We start from the raw sequence: 21,832 nt of genomic DNA on the forward strand, positions 1-21,832 counted from the left end.
ATCTGGGCACAACTACACCAGATTGACTAAGGTGTAAGAAATCTCAGAATTTTTCTCATTGATATCCGGTTTTTCTCTCGATTTTCTCTTTTTCACAAACTTCATGACTTCTACAGCCCCATCTGCTGTTTCAGAGCCAACGCAGAAAAAAATCATCAACACCATCGCCGAAGAACTTGATGTCGCACCGCGGCAGATCAGCGCAGCGGTAATGCTGCTGGATGAGGGGGCAACCGTACCCTTTATTGCGCGATATCGCAAAGAGGCGACCGGTAACCTGGACGACACACAACTGCGATTGCTGGAAGAGCGGCTGGCTTATCTGCGTGAGCTGGAAGCACGACGGCAAGTTATCCTGGCTTCGATCAAGGAGCAAGGCAAGCTCACCGATGAACTGCGTCATGTCATCGATCAGGCTGCTACCAGGCAACTTCTGGAAGATATTTATCTGCCTTACAGGCCGAAGCGTCGTACCCGGGCACAAATCGCACGTGAAGCCGGACTGGAGCCGCTGGCGGATACGCTTCTGACAGACCGGACACTCGATCCTGAGCAGGAAGCTGCAAAATATATCAAGGTGGTGCCGGCTGCTGAGGGGGTGGAAGCGATCAATGTTCCCGATACGAAAACAGCGCTTGAAGGTGCGCGCGATATTCTGGCTGAACGCTTTGCGGAGACAGCGGATTTGCTCGTTGTACTGCGTAGCAAGCTCTGGCAGGAGGGGGTGGTGACTTCGATAGTTGTTGCCGGTCAGGAAAAGGCAGAGGAAGAAAAATTCCGTGACTATTACGCTTATACCGAACCGGTACGGTTGATTCCATCGCACCGTGCACTGGCATTGTTTCGCGGTCGTGCGCTGGGCGTGCTCAGAATCGATCTGGATCTGGACGAAACAGCCCGGGAGAGCATTCCACATCCCTGCGTCGCCATGATTGCAACACATTTCGGGATCGAAAACCGTGATCGGAAAGCGGATAAATGGCTTGGGGATGTTTGCCAGTGGGCCTGGCGTGTCAAAGTACATCTGCATCTCACTACTGAATTGTTGTTGCAGGTGCGTGAAGCGGCAGAAACAGAGGCGATCAGGATTTTCAGCCGGAACTTGCGTGAATTGCTGCTGGCGGCTCCGGCAGGCCCCAAGGCCGTGCTCGGGCTCGATCCGGGTTACCGTACCGGCTGCAAAGTGGCTGTGGTCGATGCTACCGGAAAATTGCTGGAAACCGTGACGATTTATCCGCATCAGCCACGGAATGACTGGCAGGGTTCACTGGCAACCCTCGTGCAACTGGTACACCGGCATGGCGTTGAACTGATTTCGATTGGTAACGGGACAGCAAGCCGGGAAACCGACAAACTGGCTACCGAAGTTGTCAGGCTGGTTGCGGAACAGTCCCCCGAATCGAAGCTGACCAAAATCGTTGTCAGCGAGGCAGGCGCCTCGGTCTATTCAGCGTCCGCACTGGCTGCAGCAGAATTTTCTGATCTGGATGTAAGCCTGCGCGGTGCTGTTTCCATTGCCAGACGCTTGCAGGACCCGTTGGCAGAATTGGTCAAGATCGAGCCCAAATCGATCGGTGTCGGCCAGTATCAGCACGATGTGAATCAGCGTATTCTGGCGCGATCACTCGATGCTACGGTGGAAGATTGCGTCAATGCGGTCGGTGTGGATGTCAACACTGCATCCGCTCCGCTGCTGGCTCAGGTTTCCGGCCTCAATCGTGTACTTGCGCAGAACATCGTCAGCTATCGTGATGCCCATGGCCCGTTTTCAAACCGGCAAGCGCTACTCAAGGTGCCGCGTGTGGGGGAAAAAACATTCGAACAGGCTGCAGGTTTCCTGCGCATCAACGATGGTGATAACCCACTGGATCGTTCCGCTGTTCACCCGGAAGCCTATCCGGTGGTCGAACGTATCCTGGCGCGCCTGAAGAAGGGAATCGGGCAGGTGATGGGCCAGCCGGGCACACTCAAAGGGCTTTCTGCCGAAGAATTTACCGATGAAACCTTTGGTTTGCCAACCGTGCGCGATATCCTGGCCGAGCTGGAAAAACCCGGCCGTGACCCGCGTCCGGAATTCAAAACAGCCGTTTTTCAGGAAGGGATTGAATCAATCACCGATTTACAACCCGGGATGATTCTCGAAGGTGTCGTGACCAATGTAGCCGCTTTCGGTGCATTTATCGATATTGGCGTGCATCAGGATGGTCTGGTGCATGTTTCCGCGCTAGCGAACAAATTCATCAAAGACCCCCATCAGATCGTCAAACCGGGGCAAGTCGTCAAGGTCAGGGTACTGACGGTGGATGCGGTACGCCAACGTATCAGCCTGACTATGCGAATCGACGATATTCCTGAAACAATCAGCCAGCCGGAAACACGAAAAGCCAGACCGGATGACCGACAATCCCGGCGAGGTTCCCGTTCACTACAGACTGCGTCCAGAACAGGGAAATCTGAACCTGCCGGTGCGCTGGCCCTTGCACTGGCACGAGCGAAAGAGAAAAAATAAAACCTGAATCGCGCAGTTGAATTGATCGTATGGTTGATAACCCGATCGGAAGCAAAGATTCAAGCACAGAAAACGATGGAGGAAGTCGTCAGCTGTGGGGGCTGGTATCTGCCATGGTTGCTGACTCGGGATCATTGTGTTTCACCTGAGCATGCTTGCCGACGGCAACGACTGCAACCACGAGAGTGGCCACCAGCCAGGTCATGAGATCTGCGTGTTCTCCCAGTAGCAATACGGAGGCAATGATGGTCAGAAACGGTTGCAGCAACTGGGTTTGCCCTACCTTTGCGATACCGCCGAGAGCAAGTCCGTGATACCAGGGAAAGAAGCCGAGGTACTGGCTGATGACCGTGAGATAAATGAATCCCAGCCAGGATTCGAGCGGCAGATTCAGCGATGCCGGTGCGTAATGAATGGCAGGAACGATCAGGACGGGAAAAGAAAAAATCAGCGCCCACGAAATGACTTGCGGCCCGCCCAGTGATTTGGACAGCCTTGCCCCTTCCGCATAACTGACACCGGCACAAACGATAGAACCGAACAGCGCAAGATCAGCCGGGTGGAGTGTTCCACCCGCTCGACTGAGCGAATAGCCGACGACCAGCCCTGCACCTATCAGCGCAAACAACCAGAATTTCATGGAAGGACGTTCACTGGAAAACAGGGCTGCTGCCACCGCAGTAGCCAACGGAAGAATACCGAGGACAACACCGCCGTGCGAAGCATCCACATACAGCATTGCCCAGGCAGCGAGCAGCGGAAAACCGATCACGGCTCCTGCTGCAACGATGATCAAGCCTTTGGCTTCTTCACGTGTTGGTAAACGCTGACGAGTGAACCATAGAAAAACGGCTGCCAGCACAGCAGCACCGGCTCCCCGGCCAAGCGCCACGAAAACGGGATCGAGCGCACCCAGTGCCGCCCGCATGGCCGGAAGTGTGAGGGCAAATGCAGTAACGGCGATCAGCCCGTACACATAGCCGAGATTTTCGTTGCGCGTATTTGTCATGAAAACCTTGTTTGACCGGATAGGAGTTACAGGCGGGTGATCGAATGAGGAATGGTCTGCTTCTCGTCGGTGTGCCCGGATCAATGTCCGGCGATGGTCATGCGTTCGATCAGTAATGAACCGCACTGGCGTGAGCCGCGTACGATGACATCATTACCGACAGCGACGATGCCGGACAACATATTTTTCAGGTTGCCGGCGATGGTGATTTCTTCTACAGGGTGAGTGATTTCACCGTTTTCCACCCAGAACCCGGCTGCTCCCTGGGAATAGTCTCCGGTGACGAGGTTGACGCCATGACCCAGCAGTTCGGTAACCAGCAAGCCTTTGTTCATTTTTTTCAACAGAGCATCGAAAGATAACGAAACATTATTTTCCACGATCAGGTTATGGTTGCCGCCAGCATTGCCGGTGGAACGCATACCGAGCTTGCGTGCCGTGTAACTGCCCAGAAAATAGCCTTGCACGACACCATTTTCCACCACTTTGCGCGGATGAGTGGCGACACCTTCATCATCAAACGCACAACTTGCCAGACCTTTTTGCAGATGCGGTAACTCACTGATCTGAATGGTTGCCGGAAATACCTGTCTGCCAATACTGTCCAGCAGGAAGGAAGATTTCCGGTACAGGCTGCCGCCACTGATTGCCTGGACGAAATAGCCGATCAGGCTGGAGGCGATGGTCGATTCGAACAGTACCGGCACTTCGCAGGTTGCGATTTTGCTGGCGCCGAGGCGTGCCAGGCTACGCATACCGGCTTTTTTGCCGATTTCTTCGATGGCTTCGAGATCACCCGCCGCGCGTGCAACGCTGTACCAGTAATCACGCTGCATGTTGCTTTGTTCCCCGGCGATGACGGCGCAACTGATGCTGTGGCGTGACAGTGGATAACCGGCGCAGAATCCGAGCGAATTGGCGTAAACAAAGTGTGAGGCACCGGCCGATACGCTGGCGCCTTCGGAATTGGTGATGCGTTTGTCAGTTGCCAGGGCAGCTGCTTCGCACTGGCGTGCCAGTTCGATGGCTTCTTCGACAGGTAGTGGCCACGGGTGGTAAAGATCGAGATCCGGGAAGGAAGTCGCCAGTAAATCCTGGTCAGCCAGCCCGGCGTAAATATCATCTGCCGTGTATCGGGCAATCGACAGTGCGGCAGAGACGGTTTCGCGTATCGCCTGTGGAGAAAAGTCCGAACTGCTGGCATTGCCCCGCTTATGCCCGATATGGACGGTAATGGACAATCCTTTGTCACGCGTGTATTCGATGGTTTCGACTTCTCCCTGGCGCACGGTGACGTTCTGACCGGAGCCTTCCGAGACATTCATTTCACAGGCGTCAGCCCCTCCCTTGTGGGCGAGCGTCAGTACATCGTCTGCGATCTGTTGCAGAGTCTCAACGGAATAAGAAAAGGATTGCGGTTGTTCGGGGTGATGATTCGAGTTGTCCATATAAATTGGGGAGGAGACGGTTTATCAGTGCATTGAAACAGATTCCACTTCCAGATTGGCGTGAGCCTGGTGCTGATCTGGCTGGAGGCGGAATGAAACAGGAACGGCTGCTTGCAAGTTCGGGCTGTCAGTGGCAGAGAGAGGCTGTGAAACCAGTTCCTGCTGTACGCTGATGTTCTTCAGCGCGCCCTGTTTTCCAAAGCAGGTTATGATAACAGTTTATTGACTGTTCCCGATACGAGTGACTGTGTCCGACCATCCGCAAACTGTTTCCCAGACTGATCCCGAATCTGAATCCCGGCCCAGCAAAACCCGCCTCAAGCAGGAAATGCATGCCTTGCAGGCATTGGGTGAGCGGCTGGTGGAACTTGAACCTGCCCGCATCGCAGAATTGGATTTGCCCGAGAAACTGGCAGAAGCATTGCTGGAAGCCCGCAAAATAACCAGCCATGGCGCACGCCGACGGCACCTGCAATTCATCGGTAAACTGATGCGTGCAGTTGATCCACTACCTGTTCAGGAAAAGCTGGATGCATGGCAGCATACCGGTATGCGCCATACCGCGTGGCTGCATCAACTGGAGCGGTGGCGCGATCGCCTCATCAGTGATGAAACAGCAGTGACCGAATTCGTGCAAACCTATCCGCACACGGATGTGCGCCAGTTACGTACCTTGTTGCGTAATATCGAAAAAGAAAAACTGGCCGGTAAACCTCCCCATAATTTTCGTGCTTTGTTTCAGTTGCTGCGGCAGATTATTCCGGAAATACCGGGATAAACGGTATAAGTTGTCTGCGGTGATGAAAATACTGTTTTCGCGAAATGGCATTGAAGCAATCTGCCAACGCTGAAAGGTCGTTTTTGCCGTTGCCTGAATTTTTGGAAGATTTGGATTTGTTTTGTTGATTTAAAGGAGATGAACGGATGTGGTTGAAATGGATGGTATGTTCAATGTTTCTAATGCTGATGGCTTTGCCCGTGACATCATCAGCCAATCAGCCAACTGGTACTAATAATGTAGCGGCAACGAAGTGCAAAGGTTGTTTTTGCCCGGGTAATCCCTGCCAGCTTTGCCGGCTGCCACCCCATACGGATGATCCGATTCCTGAGAATGAGCCGGAAACCTGCCGCGTTATCCGTGAGGCGGTTCCTCCTGCATCGTTCCAGCCGGGAGAAAATGAATATTTCGCTAATCTGGATAAAGCAACCATACAGTGTATCCGCAGTGGTGATGTCATTCCGAACACACGCCGTGTACCAGGCTATCCGGGGCGTGTCTATTGCAAGCCTGGTCTCCCTGCATTAGGCGCGCACTAATTACGATTTGTATGAGAATTATCACTTTGAATGTGAACGGTCTGCGTTCGGCAGCCAGCAAAGGGCTTTTCGACTGGCTTCCTCGACAGGAGGCAGATGTGATCTGTGTGCAGGAATTGAAAGCACAGCAGGGTGACATCAGTGGTGTGATGCGTGCACCGGATGGTTACAGCGGTTATTTCCACTGTGCGGAAAAAAAGGGCTACAGCGGAGTTGGGCTCTATACCCGTTATTCTCCCGATCAGATCATAGAGGGAACCGGCATTCCTGAAATTGATATGGAAGGGCGTTTCCTGAGAGTGGATTTCGGCAACCTGACCGTTATTTCGATTTACCTTCCTTCCGGTTCGAGCGGAGAGCACCGCCAGGCAGCAAAATTTTTCTTCATGGAGCATTTTCTTCCGCTGTTGCAGTCGTTGGCAGAGTGTGGTCGTGAGGTGCTGCTGTGCGGAGACTGGAATATCGCGCATAAGGCAATCGACCTCAAGAACTGGCGTTCCAATCAGAAAAATTCAGGATTCCTGCCGGAGGAACGCGCCTGGTTGTCCACCGTGTTCGATGAATTGAAGTTGGTGGATGTATTTCGCAAGATCAACCCGGAACCGGATCAATATACCTGGTGGTCCAATCGTGGCCAGGCATGGGCGAAGAACGTGGGCTGGCGGATCGACTACCAGATTGCAACACCGGGGTTGGCAGCTATGGCAACCGGTGTCTCGATTTACAAGGCTGAGCGCTTTTCTGACCACGCTCCACTGACCATCGATTACGATTTCACTCTATGAAACCAGGCGCATGCGTCGGCTGGCTGCATGCACTGCGTATCTATACTCACCCGAGAGTACTGGGGATGCTGCTGCTGGGGTTTTCTGCCGGGCTGCCAATGTTGCTGATACTCGGCACATTGTCGTTCTGGTTGCGTGAAGCGGGTATCGACCGTGCCACCATCGGCCATCTGAGCTGGGTGGGCCTGGCCTATGGTTTCAAATGGGCATGGGCGCCATTGGTTGATCGGATGCCATTGCCACTGCTGACCCGCTGGCTGGGGCGCCGCCGTGCCTGGCTATTGCTGTCGCAACTGGCCATTAGCATGGCATTGATTGGTATGGCCCGTACTGATCCGGCGGAAGATCTGGTGCGCATGACAGTGTTCGCAATCATCGTGGCATTTGCTTCCGCCACGCAGGATATCGCACTGGATGCTTACCGGATTGAAGCGGTTGCGTTACGACTGCAGGGCGCGATGGCCGCAACCTATCAGGCAGGCTACCGGTTGGCGATGATTCTGGCTTCGGCAGGGGTATTGTGGATTGCCGCTGCGCTGGATATGTCACCTGATGAATACAGTGCTTCATCCTGGCAGGTAGCCTATACCATCATGGCGAGCTGTATGCTGATTGGGATGGTTACCACGTTGATAATTCGTGAACCGGAGGTACCCGTTGCACAATTGACGGTTAACAGTGGATCACGAGGAGCGACAGCATCAGCCCGGTTGCTTGCCTGGCTGGATAGTGCAGTGATTGCGCCGTTTCGTGATTTCATCATGCGCTACGGTTATCATGCACTATTGATTTTGGCATTGATTGCCATATATCGGATTTCAGATGTCGTCATGGGCATCATGAGCAATCCGTTTTATGTGGACATGGGTTACACCAAAGACGAAGTGGCCACCATTTCCAAAGTATACGGTGTGATTATGACCATATTGGGCGCAGCCATGGGCGGTGTGCTGGTTGCCCGAATCGGTGTAATCCGTACCTTGTTTCTGGGAGCAGTATTATCAGCCGCGACCAATCTGCTGTTTGTATGGCTGGCGGGCAGAGGGCATGATGTCGGCGGGCTGGTCTTCACGATTTCGGCTGACAACCTGGCAGCGGGTATTGCCTCCTCTGCCTTTGTTGCCTACCTTTCAGGATTGACGCACGCAGCTTATTCCGCCACGCAGTACGCGCTGTTCAGCTCCATCATGCTGCTGCTGCCAAAATTTATTGCCGGCTTCAGTGGAGAATTTGTTGATGCCTACGGCTACGCTGCATTCTTTACTGGAACTGCATTATTGGGTGTGCCGGTACTGGTGCTAGTATGGAAAATAGGGCGAATTGACCTTGCTGGATCCGTGAGAAATAACTTACAAGAAGAGTAAGTCTATCGCTATGAGTTCTGGTGAAATAGCAAACCATAATGTATTTTTATATAGAATCTCTGCGCAAATCTTTTTTGAAACAACAAAAAATAATTAATATATATTATTGATTTATAAGTAATTTATAAATGATATTTGCATCATTACATCAATTCGCGCGGAGATTTCTTAGATGCTGGTATATTTTGTTCAATTATTAAACAATATTAATCATCATCGTAAATACCCCCACCAAACTGCCCCAGACCTCGATCTAAACTACGGTTTTGGTTTATATTCATTCGATCCCTTCTTTGAGCATTCAAATCTGTAGAATATCTGAGGTTATCTCCCGGGTTGCTCATATTGTATTGATAATGAACGCCACTCGAGCTTTGATATCCTGAGTTAGATGAATTGGTACCAACACTGGGGTTATCGATATACGTTCCCATGCATTCTCCATTTACGATTCGTCCCACGCACCCAGCTGACACGTAGGAGGAATAGCTGAAGATAAATATTGCAATAAAGATATAAAATTTCATCAAACTTTCCCTTTGAGTTACGACTATTTAATGAGTTATTTAATTTACTTTCTTCATTTGACTGCGTAGCTGATGTGGTACATCCTGAAGTAAAACAATTGAAACACCACCATCAGTTGCTTTATTGTTATGCGCTATCTCTTCGCCAAGAGTTGATGTTACTTGCTCAGGTGATAAGGTATACATGCCGCCATTAAATGGATCGACAATAAGCCAACCAATGAGTCCACCAAAAATAAAATTCCCACCAACGTACCAACCGTTTGCACTTGCGGTTATTGGAATAATCTGTTTTTTATAACCTTCTTTGGTAATTTCTACGGTGTAATTTTTTTTCCCAAAATAGCTACCATCGCTTTTCTGGAGTGGCACGCTTGTCGGAGTTAATCCTTTGAATATTTCATTTCCTTTTTCGTCGATAATCAGTACCGTTGCATCATTTGGTGTGCTGGATATTGGAACAAGCTGAGTTTTATCCCCAGCTATTGTTGCGCAACCTCCAAGTAATGATGCTGATAGCGCAAACACACAAACAAATTTGTTCATTTTCTCATCCCTGTATTGTTTGATTTAATTCCAGTTAAGTGCCGATTGTTTTAGCACTTAACGTTCAATAGGCAACGTAAGTGATGTGCATTTTCTGTAAAAACTCTGTAACAGAATTTGTTATCGGGTTATTTTGCTGATTCTTGAGGAGAGGGAGGGAGAGCAGTATTTTCTCTGTATGAAGAATGCAAAATTTGTTAGTTTTGCGTAGTCAGTTATTCGTTGTGAATTTCAAAATTTTTGAACAGCTTTCATTCATTAACAAGCAAAATGTCGCCTAAAAATTATTTGCTCACGTTTAGCGCTATTTGATGAGCGATTAGGCAATCCGTTGTAATAAAGGAGTGATCAAGGCTGAAGCTTGGCGTCGAATGTGAAATCACGAATCATCTCAATTGTTACTTCTTTCATCATTGGATGGTTTGGGTTGATGACGATGTTTCTGGCTTCTGGAATTATTGCCGAGGGCACGATCAGGCCAAGATGTTTTCCCTTGCGGATGAAGGAATCGCCATAGGCTGCTGCAGTTGGTGATCCTGGAAGAGTGCTTCAGTCACCGGGTAAAGCATCAAGTGGTGGAATTTCGTAGAGATTATTGTCATCAGGCAAGGTCATTCTGACTGACGACCACAAGGTTCAGTGGAAGAATCGAGCCTGTATGTACTAGGGCCTGTTAACACTAATTAAATAATCTACGATCAGAGCGAAATGGATGAAGAATCGGAAAACTGAATCCAACTTGTCAAAGCGAGAGAAGATTCTTCTGAATCTCTTCAGGCGACGAAACAGCCGTTCCACCTCATTACGCTTTTTGTACATTTCAACGTCGTACTCCCAGGGTGACACACGATTTGCTTTTGGCGGCACCACTGGAATCATCCCCAGATCAAGTACCAACTGTCGGGTTTCATCCCCTTCGTATGCTTTATCCATGATCACGTGAGTGTCAGAGAATCCCTTATTCTCCAGGGTTTTCAGCAACTTTCGTCCTTCTGGCGCATCACCGGCCTGGCCGGGGGATAACGAAAACACTACCGCGGTTCTGGCATCTGCCGCGACCAGATGAATTTTGGTAGTCCAGCCCCCTCGTGATTGACCGATAGCTTGAACACCGTTTTTTTTAGTGCACCAGTACCATCAGGATGGACTTTGACTATCGTACTATCCAGCGACATGTGACCCACTTCCAGCTGTATCAGCTTGTTTTGCTGGAGTGCGAGGAAAACCCGATCCAGGACGCCATTCTTGGCCCAACGGTTGGCGCGCGTGTAAATGCTGTGCCAATTGCCGAATTTCACAGGCAGACCACGCCACTTACAGCCGTGCTCTGCAACATACAGAATCGCGTTGAGCACTTCCAAATTCGAGAGTGTGACGTTACCCCGTTGTATCGGCAGTAGATTTTCAATAAGCTTGAATTGCAATGCGGATATTTCCATTCGGTAATTTTAATACAAATAGTGTTAACAGGCCCTAGCTTCTCCATAGCAGCAATTTCCAGTGAGAGACCCGCATAGATTGCGGGTACACCGGCACTGTTCCAGTGCTGTCCTTTTGTGCCAGAATTTTCCTGACTTCATCGGCGCCCATATCCGTGTCAAGCAATGAGAGAGGGGATTTTGCTGTTGCCTTTTGTTTAGCTTGTTTTAGCTCAATATTCATTATCAAAGCAGTTTTCCTGAATCCCTCCCTTTTAGATAAGAGAAAGATTGTCGGAGGATTTTACGATCTATAAAGATCGTAAAATCGTTTATTGCATCTCTCTGATTTTAAATTAAAAAATGTGTGGCATATATATTGCCTGTATATCCTTGTCACGATTAGGCGTCGTGATACTGCCACCCCACCTGTTGATCGGATTGAAGTAGAGAAACTGTTATTCCAGGTTCTTCTGACATCTTGTAGGGGGCATGTTTTTACAATTTCAGGGATGGGGCGTAACTATCCTTTTTTTATCAGGGAGATTCTGATGTTTTCATTGCGCAAGACTGTTTTGTCTGCCGTTGCGTCCGCCATGATTGCGGGTTCGGCACATGCAGCTTTTCTTGTTACTTACGAAGCACCTGGTGTAGTCAATACAACAACTTCTTTTGATTACAAAGGTGTGGAAAACTTTGATTCACGTGATGTTGCTAATAATCAGACTTTTACAACTGATTTCGGGACAGCCAGTGATCCGATAACGATAACGGGTAGTTACACAGGGGTAGATATCTATAAGGCTGATCTATGGGGTGGGGCGGGCAATACGGGTAAAACTACGCGGTAACTTTTACCACGGGTGGCTACACGCTGAACCTTTCGGCAAAAGATGAAGATGATAATTCAGTGCCAGTCACTTATTTCGGCTATTGGCTGTCTGCGCTGGATCAGGGCAATCAGGTGAAGTTTTATAGGAATGAAATTGAGGTGTTCAGCTTTAATCCAACAGATGTGCTGACAATTACTGGCGGTTGTCCAAATACAGCCAACCCTTATTGCGGTAACCCGGTTACTGGCGAGAATAAGAATGAGCCTTATGTATTCCTGAATTTTTACGATCAGAGCGGTCTGGGATTCGACAAAATAGTATTTTCCGAGAATCCAACTGGCGGTGGTTATGAATCGGATAATCACACAGTTGGCTATTACACTTCAATTACCGGTAATCCGCTGGAAGTACCGGAACCTGCATCACTGGCGCTGATAGGTTTGGCGCTGGTTGGGATGGGTGCTGTGCGTCGCCGGGCTGCCTGATTTCTGATCTATTCAAGTATTAGCGATAGAAACAGCTGCTTGCAATAAGCAAACTAAGCTGCTTTCTGAACAATATCATTTGCTTCAGGGAGCAGCATTGGTTGTCTGGATATGAGGCAGAAATGGAAAAATTGAAAAAAGTCGCTTAACCAGGTCAGCCAAATTTTGGCTTGACCCGGTGCGCTTGTAGAGCAGTAGTGGTTTTTCTCGAAAAGAGATTATCCGTATTCAGAAAGTTGTGGGCGAATATCAAACACAGTTAAGAGAGGCCTGGAATGCATACTTCTACGATTGAAATTGAAGTCCCAATGGCTGAAAACGTTATGATCACCGAGGATACCTTGAGTGTTGACTTGAGCGATGGGCGAACGATCTCTGTCCCGCTGGCGTGGTATCCTCGGCTGACTTATGCGTCTCAATCAGAACAAAACAATTGGCGTTTGATTGGGAAAGGATATGGAATACGCTGGGAAGATCTGGATGAAGATATTAGCGTAGAGGGATTATTAGCAGGCAGGTCTTCGGGCGAAAGTCAAATATCCCTTAAGAAATGGCTGGCAAGTCGTACATCTCATCTTGCCTGATCCATCGCATCAATTTGAGTTGCCGGTTACGCTGTGTGGCTGAAGCGATAAAACGCCAGGATACCGAAAAGATTGGGGAGGAAGGTAACCTTTCTGTCATTGTTCATTACCCGTCTTTCCAGAATGTTGATCCGGTGCTGCTGACATAACTGCTCAAAATCGTGCAGGGTGCAGAGGTGCACGTTCGGGGTGTCATACCACTGGTAAGGCAGGGTTGACGAGACAGGCATGTGCCCGCTGGCAACCTGTATACGGTTTTTCCAGTAACCGAAATTGGGGAAGGATACGATGCCTTCCTTGCCTACACGTAACATTTCCCGAATGATGTATTCCGTATTTTTCATGGCCTGCAATGTCTGGGACAGAATGACGTAATCGAAGGATTCACCCTCAAATTCGGATAAACCGGCTTCGAGGTCGTTCTGGATTACGTTGATACCATTTTTCATGCAGGCCAGTATATTGTGGGCATCGATTTCCACGCCATAGCCATGTATGTCGAGTTTATCCCTGAGGTAGTGCAACAGCGTTCCGTCACCGCAGCCCAGGTCGAGTACGCTGGAACCCGGTCTGATCCAGGCTGCGATGGTGGCGAAGTCCGGCCGCAATGTCAGTGCCGATCTGCTGATTTCAGTTGTCATCATGTTCAGTTCCGTCAGCCGGTATCGGCTAGAGAGCGATATTGTTCATGTAAGCACGTATCAACTGGTGATAGTAGTCGTCCTGCATGAGAAAGGAATCATGTCCGTACGAGGAGGGAATTTCCGCATAACTGACATTCAGTTTGTTGTCGAGCAGTGCCTTGACGATATCGCGCGAACGCTCCGGGGAAAAACGCCAGTCGGAAGTAAAGGAAAGCACCAGAAAATCCGCTTGTGCACGGGCAAAGGCTGCACTCAGGTTGCCATCGTAATCCTGGGCCGGATCGAAATAATCGAGCGCCTTCGTCATCAGCAGATAGGTGTTTGCGTCGAACAGGTCGGCAAATTTATCGCCCTGATGGTGCAGATAGGATTCGATCTGGAATTCCACATCATAATTGAAAGCAAGCGAGCCGTTACGTAACTCACGGCCGAATTTGCTGGCCATGGAGTCGTCCGACAGATAAGTGATGTGGCCAAGCATGCGGGCAAGGCGTAAACCTCTGCGCGGGTGGGTACCATGGGAATAATAATCGCCATCATGAAAATCGGGGTCAGTCAGAATCGCCTGACGCGCGACATCATTGAAAGCGATGTTCTGTGCCGTCAGTCTGGCCGATGCCGCAATCACTACGGCATGACGAACTCTTTCCGGTGCATCGAGCGCCAGTTGCATGGCCGACATCCCGCCTAGACTGCCACCGATGACGGCGGCAAAACAGTCGATGCTGAACTGATCGGCGAAACGGACATAGGTTTTTGCCCAGTCAGCTGTCGTTACCAGCGGAAAATCCGGACCGAAGCGTTTGCCGGTCTTGTCGTTGATGCTGATGGGCCCGGTAGAACCGTGGCACCCCCCGAGATTATTGATACCGATGACAAAGAATTTTCGGGTATCGACCGGTTTGCCCGGACCGATCATGTTGTTCCACCATCCGGTATTCTTGGGGTTATCTGCATAAACACCGGCAACATGGTGGTTGCCGGATAAAGCATGGCAGATCAGCACTGCATTGGACCGGTCTGCATTCAGCTCCCCATAGGTTTCATAGACGAGCTCGTAGCTGTCCAGTACAGCTCCGCTTTTCAGGCTGAGCGGGGTGTCGAAATGGGCGCGTCGTGCTGATACGATGCCGATCGAATCAGAATCTTGTGTGGACATCTGAAAATAGTAAAGCCAACTGTCGATGTGAAGAATGAGCGCTCATTGTATCCAATTGTACTACTGGAAATACATTATTCCTGATGTGTCAGGGACCGGTGAATCAGCTGTTGAGTTTCTGCAGCAACTCGCTGATTTTTTCCGGTTCATCTGCTTTGAGGATTTTCTGCATCAGACGGGATATTTCAGGCAGGTGGCTGCCAAGAATTTCACGTTTCACGGTCAGCAGTTGTGCCGGATACATGGAAAACTGTCGCAATCCCATTCCAAGCAACAGGCGGGTATATTCTGAATCTCCCGCCATTTCTCCGCAGATGGAAACCGGAATGCCGGCTTTTCCGGCATTCTGGATGATTTGAACCAGCAGGCGGATGATGGCCGGGTGCAGCGGGTCGAACAGATGTGCCACGGTTTCGTCGGTTCGGTCGATTGCGAGCGTGTACTGGATGAGGTCATTGGTACCGATGGATAAAAAATCCAGCTTGCGCATGAACAGTTCGAGGCTCAGTGCCGTTGCCGGAATCTCCACCATGCAACCTATCCTGACGTTTTCGTCGAAAGGCTTGTTTTCATCGCGCAGGCTCTGCTTGGCAAATTCGATCATTTGCAGCGTCTGGTCGACTTCCCGGCTGCTGCACAGCATCGGGATCAGGATCTGGGTTTTACCCAGAACGGAAGCGCGCAGAATTGCACGCAATTGCACCAGAAACATACCGGGTTCGGCCAAACTCAGGCGGATCGCGCGCAGCCCGAGCGCCGGGTTGGGTGCTGTGCGGTAGGCGCTGCGCAGATTTTTGTCCGCTCCCAGATCAAAAGTGCGGATCACGACCGGCTGCCCGTGCATGCCTTTCACCACTGTGGAATAGGCTTCGAACTGTTCTTCCTCATCCGGCAGATCATCCCGGTTGAGAAACAGGAATTCGCTGCGGAACAGGCCGATCCCCATGGCGCCACATTCCCTTGCCTGTTCGACCTCCTGCGGCAGCTCGATGTTGGCGAGTAAATCCACCGTCGTGCCATCCAGCGTGACTGCTTTCACTGAGCGGATACGCCAGAGTTTGCGTTTTTCCAGCTCAAGCTGGCTTTGCTTCAGGCGGTATTCAGCGAGAATGTATTTATCCGGATTGACAATGACGATACCCTGATTGCCATCCACGATCAGATTATCGTTTTCGTAAATGAGCTGCTGAGCGTGCTGCATTGCCACGATCGAAGGAATATTGAGGCTGCGTGCAACGATAGCGGTGTGCGAAGTCGGCCCGCCCATGTCTGTCAGAAAGGCGGAAAACTGGTGCTGCTTGTATTGCATGACATCGGCCGGGCTCAGGTCATGCGCCACCAGAATACTGGAGCCGTCATGCTTCGATGGCGGGGGGGTATATCCGGGATGCCCGAGCAGTACTTTCAATACTCGCTCGACTACCTGGACAACATCGGTTTTACGCTCGCGCAGGTAAGCATCTTCTATCTCTTCGAAGCGAGCAACCAATACTTCCATCTGCTGTGTAATCGCCCATTCCGCGTTGCATTGTGCCTGTTCAACCGTTTCCAGAGCTGCATGGGAAAGTGTCGGATCATCCAGAATCATCTGGTGTAGTTCCAGGAAAGCGTTGAACTCGGCCAGGCCGGATACCTGTGCAGCGGAAGTTTTCAATGTTTCCAGCTCCAGCCGCACGGTGGAAAATGCATTGCGCAACCGGGTCAGTTCAGCGTTGATCTGGTTTTTCGGCAGCAGATAATGGGGAACATTCAATGTGGCGGATGAAGCCAGGTGAGCATGCCCGATCGCAATGCCATCGGATACGCCTGTGCCGTAAAGGATGAAACTCATTCACCTTCCCCGAAGTAATCGTTGATCAGGGCTTTCAATGCTTCCATGGCCTGAACTTCATCGGGACCGGACGTTTCCAGTTCGACGACTGTGCCTATACTTGCAGCAAGCGTCATGACACCCATGATACTTTTGGCGTTCACCCGGCGGCCGTTACGCGTAAGCCAGACCTCGCTTTCGAACTTGCCGGCCAGTTGTGTCAGTTTGGCCGAGGCACGTGCATGCAGGCCCAGCTTATTGAGGATGGTCAATGATTCAGTTTGCATTGCTGTTTTCCGGAGATATCTGGAAGATACTTTCCCGGCCACCGGCCAGGATTTTGTCGATCAACTGCGGCAGGGGCTGATGCCGATATTGCACGGCACGCAGTAACATGGGCAGATTCAGTCCGGCCAGGCATTCGATCCGCCCGCTCCGGATCTGCTTGCGGGCGATATTGGCCGGCGTTGCACCAAAAATATCCGTCAAAATCAGGACACCACTGCCCTGATCCAACTGCTCGAGGGTCACCTGCAGCCTAACTGATCCGCTATCCGGACCCTCAGTGGAGGAAACGATATGATTGATCAGCAGCGGGGGACGCTCGCCCAGGATATGGATGATGCAGTCGATCAGACTGGTTCCCAACTGTTCATGACTGATGATCAGAATGCCGATCATTTCGCGATTTATCTGTTTGTTTGCTGAAAATAACCCCGGATTCTATCACTCCCTTCTGGTTGTTGAAGGGTTGCTGAATTATGATTATGGCAAATCAGATGCTGCAGGCACCTGTGTGACAACCGGACCGGGTGGTATGGAGTGATCAATCGTGTGGTTATCGATTTGTTTCAAGTGCCTGGCGATAACTTTGCCAGTCGAAATAAGGACCGGGATCGGTTTTTCTTTGTGGCGCAATATCGGCATGGCCGACGATATCACTGACAGGGTAAGCTGCCTGTATTGCCCGGGTGAGTTCTATCAACCGGTTATATTGCATGAGCTCGAACGGCTGGTTGTCACTGCCTTCCAGCTCGATGCCGATCGAGAAATCATTACAGCGGGGGCGCTCCTGCCAGCAGGATATACCGGCGTGCCAGGCGCGCAGAGTACAAGGGACGAACTGAATGATTTCTCCATTACGACGAATGAAAAAATGACTGGAGACTTTCAAATCCTGCAATCCCTGATAATACGGATGTGCTTGTGGATCGAGCCGGTTGGTGAAAAGTTCGATGACACTATCACTACCAAATTCTTCCGGCGGCAGGCTGATGGCGTGAATCACTAGCAGGCTGATGTCGTTCCGGTCCGGCCGTTCGTCACAATTGGGCGAAGGTATGTAGCGAGCCGGGACAAGGCGGCCTTCAGCATCGATTAGCATGGACATCAGGGTTGGTAATGACAGTATGAGATGCCAGTTTCTTGATCGGGAATTTTGTAAATCATTTTAATAGAGCGATTATCTTGCAGCGCGGAAAATTTATTACTGTTGAAGGGATTGATGGAGCAGGAAAAAGTACGCATCTGGCATGGTTGGAGCGTTTCCTGCAGGACAAGGGACTGGAAGTAGTCGTGACACGTGAGCCGGGTGGTACAGCGCTGGGCGAAGCATTACGGCAGGTGCTGCTGGATCATCGCCAGGTAATGCATCCTGAAACCGAGGCTTTACTGATGTTTGCTGCCCGACGGGAGCATCTGGACAAAGTGATACTGCCTGCGCTGGACCGCGGTGCCTGGGTGGTTTCCGATCGTTTTACGGATGCCAGTTTTGCCTACCAGGGCGGGGGCAGAGGAGTGGCACAAAGTAAACTGGAGAATCTGGAACAGTGGGTGCAGGTAGGGTTTTCTCCCGATCTGACAGTGTACTTCGACGTGCCGGTCATAGTGGGCCGTGAACGGCTGCGGTCCACCAGAATTGCCGATCGTTTCGAAATGGAATCCAATCTGTTTTTCGAGCGGGTACGGCAAGCTTATCTGCAACGTGCCGGACAATTTCCGCAAAGAATTCGGGTAGTGGACAGCAGCCGTCCGCTGGCAGAAGTCAAAACAGCTGTAGCAAAAATCATGGAGGATTTTTGCTCAGATCTGCCGGATACCCGGTTCAGAGGGTAAGCTTGGCATGAACGAACAGGGTAAATACTCCGACAGTTACCTTGTACATGATTAGACGTTGGTCACAGGTTGAAACGCTTGAGCAGTTCGTCCTCGGTCGAGTCCGTCTCGTCGTCAATCAGTTCGCTATCGTCGTCAACATCGTCCTCGTCGCTGCCATTCTCTTCCACTTCGGTCACGACCGCCAACTGGTCGGGATGTTCCAAATTGAACAGCAGGTCGATGGACCGGCGGCGGCCGCGTACCGATACCGGCTCGCCGCGGATGACGGCCGAGAGCGATGTTAGACGCTGCTGACCATCCAGCAGGAGCCGGGTGCTCTGGTAGGGGTTCGTGCTCTGGCTGACTGCGAAATCCTGCAGCGGAACAGCTTCATCCGTTTCCCAAAGCAGGATTGCGCCCGAAGGGTAACCGCGATACAGCGAGTCCAGCAGATCGCGCACTCGCGTGGAACGCCACACGTACTGGCGCTGCATTTCCGGCAAGCGCAGTTCGCCGCGCTCGATCATGGATACCAGTTCTTCAACGCTTGCTTCGGCCTTGGCCATGTTTTTTCCTTCGATCAGGCACCGAGCAGGAAGCGCGCACGGTGCCACTGCAAATAATGCCGGTGCTCGCTGGCCAGCCAGCGCAACGTCATGCCCGAATGAATGCCAAGCCCAGGCAGATCGCTTGGGGACAGACGGGCGCTGGTCAGCAGATGCCCGGTATCGTCGAAGCTGATCAGAAAGCGATCGAACAGCGCATCAAGATTGGCCACCAGCAGAAAGCCGTTGAAGGCATCCAGCCGCTCGGCATCGTCGGCACATTCGGCCCAGGGCTTGGCGTGGCTGGCGCGCAATGCCTCAGTCACGGTGACGCCGGTCACCGCGCAGGCCTCCCAGTAGGCCAGCAAGGCATCGCGGTAACGCGCCTGCCCCACGCGCTGACGCACCAGACGTTCGACTTCCGTGCCTCGGATCTCATCAGGCAGCGCCTTTACAGCCCGGGCCACGGCTGCGTGGTAATCACGCACCGCCTGATTTGGCAACGCCTGTGACAGGCTGGCTGCACGGCGCAGCAGGACTGCCAGATCGGCCAGGGTGGGTACGCGAAATACGTCATCAGCTCCAGCCCAAAGCTGGAAGCTGCGCAGCAACTCCGGCAGCAGTGCGGGCGTAGCCGCTTGAAAGCGCACGTCAAAATCGTTGACCGATGCCGTCACCATCGCCTGGCTCCGGTGGCGGGCCGAGGCCAGTGTCACCGTATCGCTAACCGACGACAGCACGTGCTCAAAGCCGTTGTCGTGGCCGGTTTTTTCGATCAGGGTGCGTTGTAGGGGGTTCATTGCTGCACTCATGCCAACGATGCTTGTTCTGCACCCATGCGCTGACGAAGTAGAAAGCCATCCTTGCTATCGGATGACAGTCTGAGACGTTCAAATAACTTGAAATCCACCGTGGGTTCAGTCGATGTGGTGACGATATATTGGAACGAATCACCTGCACTCGATGCAACATGCCCAAGCAGGGCCCACAGTATGAACTCACTCATTTCCGCCTCACGGGGCGAGTCATGGAGGAGGAATCCGGGATGAAAGCTTTCCTCGTTCGTGCTGTCGAGCAAGCAGGCGATATCTCCAGCCAGAATTTCCAGAACCTTGAAGGTCGTTGAGTGCATTGGCCCCATCTGAAAAGGGTGGTTGCGGTGCTTGTCCTCATCGTTGAATATGCCCCACCGGAACGAGGGTAACGATTTGGCAACTGCCTGCATGGAGTCACTGATAGCACGACGACGCCCCTTCACCGCCTCACGTTCTTTCTCATGCTGTATTTGAAGTTGCTCATGACGGCGCTGGGTCGATTCAAGTTTTCGCTCTGCTTCTTCGACCTCCACCGATTGCGACTTGCCGGTTGCGAAACTCTCGTAGACTTCGTAGTCCTCAATGGATTCATTGAGAAGCTCCTGTGCAGACAGGGATTGAGCGTATCTCTCATCCAGTTCGATGTTGCGGCTGCTGATTTCTGTGAGTCGTGTATCGATGGGTTTGGCTTCGGTCTCCAGTTCATTCAATCGGTGACTCAGTGGCGGCAATTCATCCTCAAGAGATTCTTTGGAGCGTTGATGCACGGCCATTTTTTGCTTCCGATCAATTTGCGTCTGCTCGACTCGCTCCATGACGTAGCTGCAATCCTTGAGCAGGCGATTCCCAGCGTCGCAACGTGTTGGTAGTCGTTGCTGTAGTGACGATGCCTCGTTTTGCAACTCTTCCACTCGCTGAATATCGCCAGCGATTAATGCTTCTATCTGTTCCTTCTCGTTGGTGAGAATATCCATCAGGCTTTTCAGTGGTGCTCGCTGCTCCACCAGCATCTGGCGTTTTGCTGCAAGCGCCAGCCGTTCTGCTTCGATTTTCCGTAGCTCTTGCTGATAGCCTTCATGCCGTTGCTTGGCAATGGCCAGCAGGTTTGGATGCTCAAACAAGCCATCCTGCTGGAAAGGCGTAGTGGCGGCGGTATTGAGACGACGAGTCAGTTGGCGATGCACATGCTTCAGCAGGCGGGCCGGTTCTTCGCGCAGTGTTTGCAACTGTGATTTTTGGCTTTCCAGCTTTTGGGCGGTGTTATGCAGGTCGCGCAGTGTCGTCGCATCGTGCAGCAGGCCCAGCACGATTTGCATGAGTGACGCAGGGGACTTTGCTGGCAAGCTGAATCCGGCTCCTTCCGCGCGCCACTGATAATAGTTGTGGTAGCGCGCATTCTGGTCACGGGAGCACCAGGCTAGAATGTGGTGCCATTCGATGGATTGCTTCGATGTTGGCAGTTCCTGAACAGGCAGGATTTCGACCAGATGTCGTCGTAGCGCAGCTTGATATGCGCTGAACTCATTTCCTGCGTCGCTGACAGCTAACTGCCGCCAATCGGCTGTCCGCGAGGCCCGGTAGTGTTTTTGGTGCAGCCATGGTTTCAGGACAGTCCAGGCTTCATTGCCGACATGCACACGCGCTGCTACCGCACCTTCCTTCAGTTCACAACTGTTCAACAACTCATCGCGCAAGGTCGAGCCGCTTGACCAGAGTGGGTCATCCAGTACAAAACGCAGCAGTTGGCAGAACGCGGTCTTGCCGACACTGTGTCCTGAACTACCTGACCCCGGTGGTGAGACGATCAGGTTCAACCCACGCTGCAAGGAAATCTCGCGTAATGGCTGCTGAGCTGTCAGCGAATCCAGAAGCCACAGAGTTTCCACCCACAGGCGCGGTTTGGTGGGGTTTATTGGCAAAGTTGCAGCGTCGGCCAT

At 51.5% G+C, this 21,832-nt stretch carries 21 protein-coding genes and 3 pseudogenes; 10 read left to right on the plus strand and 14 right to left on the minus strand.

Annotated elements, in window-relative coordinates:
- The first annotated feature begins 103 nt into the window (after nt 1–103).
- On the plus strand, nt 104–2,509 hold the full coding sequence (locus tag HRU73_RS00130) for a Tex family protein (RefSeq protein WP_287398968.1): 2,406 nt from the start codon (nt 104–106) through the stop codon (nt 2,507–2,509).
- 88 nt (nt 2,510–2,597) lie between these two features.
- Here HRU73_RS00130 and HRU73_RS00135 read toward each other — a convergent pair whose 3' ends face one another.
- Together HRU73_RS00135 and pmbA are read right to left on the minus strand one after the other, a co-directional pair.
- Nucleotides 2,598–3,518: a DMT family transporter gene (locus HRU73_RS00135; protein WP_287398969.1), complete on the minus strand. Its 921-nt coding sequence runs from the start codon at nt 3,516–3,518 to the stop codon at nt 2,598–2,600.
- 80 nt (nt 3,519–3,598) lie between these two features.
- Nucleotides 3,599–4,966 (minus strand): metalloprotease PmbA, encoded by a 1,368-nt coding sequence (gene pmbA, locus HRU73_RS00140; protein WP_287398970.1) that lies wholly within the window; start codon nt 4,964–4,966, stop codon nt 3,599–3,601.
- Between the two features lie 241 nt (nt 4,967–5,207).
- Here pmbA and yjgA point away from each other — a divergent pair, with 241 nt between their 5' ends.
- From yjgA to HRU73_RS00160, 4 genes are all read left to right on the plus strand, one after another.
- Nucleotides 5,208–5,744 carry a ribosome biogenesis factor YjgA gene (gene yjgA, locus HRU73_RS00145; RefSeq protein WP_287398971.1) on the plus strand — a complete coding sequence of 179 codons (537 nt, stop codon included), beginning with the start codon at nt 5,208–5,210 and terminating at the stop codon, nt 5,742–5,744.
- A gap of 146 nt (nt 5,745–5,890) precedes the next feature.
- Nucleotides 5,891–6,283, plus strand: a complete 393-nt coding sequence (locus HRU73_RS00150) for a hypothetical protein (RefSeq protein WP_276677359.1) — start codon at nt 5,891–5,893, stop codon at nt 6,281–6,283.
- Between the two features lie 11 nt (nt 6,284–6,294).
- On the plus strand, nt 6,295–7,068 hold the full coding sequence (locus tag HRU73_RS00155; RefSeq protein ID WP_287398972.1) for an exodeoxyribonuclease III: 774 nt from the start codon (nt 6,295–6,297) through the stop codon (nt 7,066–7,068).
- Entirely contained in the window at nt 7,065–8,432 is a 1,368-nt protein-coding gene (locus HRU73_RS00160) for an AmpG family muropeptide MFS transporter (RefSeq protein WP_287398973.1), read from the plus strand. Before HRU73_RS00155 ends, HRU73_RS00160 begins: the two co-directional genes overlap by 4 nt.
- Nucleotides 8,433–8,998: 566 nt before the next feature.
- Here HRU73_RS00160 and HRU73_RS00165 read toward each other — a convergent pair.
- The 3 genes and pseudogenes from HRU73_RS00165 to HRU73_RS00170 all read right to left on the minus strand — a co-directional run bounded on the left by HRU73_RS00165 (nt 8,999) and on the right by HRU73_RS00170 (nt 10,944).
- A complete protein-coding gene (locus HRU73_RS00165; RefSeq protein WP_287398974.1) occupies nt 8,999–9,505 on the minus strand; it encodes a hypothetical protein in 507 nt (168 codons plus the stop codon).
- Between the two features lie 348 nt (nt 9,506–9,853).
- Nucleotides 9,854–10,024: pseudogene (locus tag HRU73_RS13335) on the minus strand (RES family NAD+ phosphorylase); the annotation flags it as partial.
- A gap of 144 nt (nt 10,025–10,168) precedes the next feature.
- Nucleotides 10,169–10,944, minus strand: a protein-coding gene (locus HRU73_RS00170; RefSeq protein ID WP_287398975.1) for an IS5 family transposase whose coding sequence is annotated in 2 segments (ribosomal slippage) — nt 10,169–10,629 and nt 10,629–10,944 — 777 coding nt in all. Because the reading frame shifts where the segments join, the coding sequence is not laid out codon by codon here.
- Between the two features lie 530 nt (nt 10,945–11,474).
- Between HRU73_RS00170 and HRU73_RS00175 the strand changes: the two genes are divergently transcribed.
- The 4 genes and pseudogenes from HRU73_RS00175 to HRU73_RS00185 all read left to right on the plus strand — a co-directional run bounded on the left by HRU73_RS00175 (nt 11,475) and on the right by HRU73_RS00185 (nt 12,825).
- Entirely contained in the window at nt 11,475–11,774 is a 300-nt protein-coding gene (locus HRU73_RS00175; RefSeq protein ID WP_287398976.1) for a hypothetical protein, read from the plus strand.
- A gap of 23 nt (nt 11,775–11,797) precedes the next feature.
- Nucleotides 11,798–12,064 (plus strand): annotated as a pseudogene (locus HRU73_RS13505) (Npun_F0296 family exosortase-dependent surface protein); the annotation flags it as partial.
- Nucleotides 12,065–12,154: 90 nt separating this feature from the next.
- Nucleotides 12,155–12,241, plus strand: a pseudogene (locus HRU73_RS13340) (PEP-CTERM sorting domain-containing protein); the annotation flags it as partial.
- Nucleotides 12,242–12,516: 275 nt separating this feature from the next.
- Entirely contained in the window at nt 12,517–12,825 is a 309-nt protein-coding gene (locus HRU73_RS00185) for a DUF2442 domain-containing protein (RefSeq protein WP_287398978.1), read from the plus strand.
- A 26-nt stretch (nt 12,826–12,851) separates the two neighbouring features.
- Here the strand turns inward: HRU73_RS00185 and metW are convergent, their stop codons facing one another.
- The 6 genes from metW to ampD all read right to left on the minus strand — a co-directional run bounded on the left by metW (nt 12,852) and on the right by ampD (nt 17,822).
- Entirely contained in the window at nt 12,852–13,469 is a 618-nt protein-coding gene (gene metW / locus HRU73_RS00190; RefSeq protein ID WP_287398979.1) for a methionine biosynthesis protein MetW, read from the minus strand.
- Nucleotides 13,470–13,494: 25 nt separating this feature from the next.
- On the minus strand, nt 13,495–14,628 hold the full coding sequence (gene metX / locus HRU73_RS00195) for a homoserine O-succinyltransferase MetX (RefSeq protein ID WP_287398980.1): 1,134 nt from the start codon (nt 14,626–14,628) through the stop codon (nt 13,495–13,497).
- Between the two features lie 103 nt (nt 14,629–14,731).
- On the minus strand, nt 14,732–16,459 hold the full coding sequence (gene ptsP, locus HRU73_RS00200; protein ID WP_287398981.1) for a phosphoenolpyruvate--protein phosphotransferase: 1,728 nt from the start codon (nt 16,457–16,459) through the stop codon (nt 14,732–14,734).
- On the minus strand, nt 16,456–16,725 hold the full coding sequence (locus HRU73_RS00205) for an HPr family phosphocarrier protein (RefSeq protein WP_011112682.1): 270 nt from the start codon (nt 16,723–16,725) through the stop codon (nt 16,456–16,458). Before HRU73_RS00205 ends, ptsP begins: the two co-directional genes overlap by 4 nt.
- The gene (locus HRU73_RS00210) at nt 16,715–17,119 is read right to left on the minus strand and encodes a PTS sugar transporter subunit IIA (RefSeq protein ID WP_011112681.1); all 405 of its coding nucleotides are present in this window, start codon (nt 17,117–17,119) and stop codon (nt 16,715–16,717) included. Before HRU73_RS00210 ends, HRU73_RS00205 begins: the two co-directional genes overlap by 11 nt.
- A 157-nt stretch (nt 17,120–17,276) precedes the next feature.
- Nucleotides 17,277–17,822, minus strand: coding sequence for a 1,6-anhydro-N-acetylmuramyl-L-alanine amidase AmpD (gene ampD / locus HRU73_RS00215; protein WP_041357291.1), 546 nt, complete (start codon nt 17,820–17,822; stop codon nt 17,277–17,279).
- 83 nt (nt 17,823–17,905) lie between these two features.
- Here ampD and tmk point away from each other — a divergent pair, with 83 nt between their 5' ends.
- The gene (gene tmk / locus HRU73_RS00220; RefSeq protein WP_287398982.1) at nt 17,906–18,553 is read left to right on the plus strand and encodes a dTMP kinase; all 648 of its coding nucleotides are present in this window, start codon (nt 17,906–17,908) and stop codon (nt 18,551–18,553) included.
- Nucleotides 18,554–18,615: 62 nt separating this feature from the next.
- On the opposite strand, the gene HRU73_RS00225 is transcribed toward tmk, so the two are convergent.
- From HRU73_RS00225 to HRU73_RS00235, 3 genes are read right to left on the minus strand one after another with little or no spacing between them, the layout of a single operon-like run.
- Nucleotides 18,616–19,101, minus strand: a complete 486-nt coding sequence (locus HRU73_RS00225; RefSeq protein ID WP_287398983.1) for a DUF262 domain-containing protein — start codon at nt 19,099–19,101, stop codon at nt 18,616–18,618.
- Between the two features lie 14 nt (nt 19,102–19,115).
- Nucleotides 19,116–19,880 carry an HNH endonuclease gene (locus HRU73_RS00230; RefSeq protein WP_287398984.1) on the minus strand — a complete coding sequence of 255 codons (765 nt, stop codon included), beginning with the start codon at nt 19,878–19,880 and terminating at the stop codon, nt 19,116–19,118.
- 8 nt (nt 19,881–19,888) lie between these two features.
- Nucleotides 19,889–21,832 carry a hypothetical protein gene (locus HRU73_RS00235; protein ID WP_287398985.1) on the minus strand — a complete coding sequence of 648 codons (1,944 nt, stop codon included), beginning with the start codon at nt 21,830–21,832 and terminating at the stop codon, nt 19,889–19,891.

The organism is Nitrosomonas sp. H1_AOB3 (genome assembly GCF_015709435.1).
GTDB classification, from domain to species: Bacteria; Pseudomonadota; Gammaproteobacteria; order Burkholderiales; family Nitrosomonadaceae; genus Nitrosomonas; species Nitrosomonas europaea.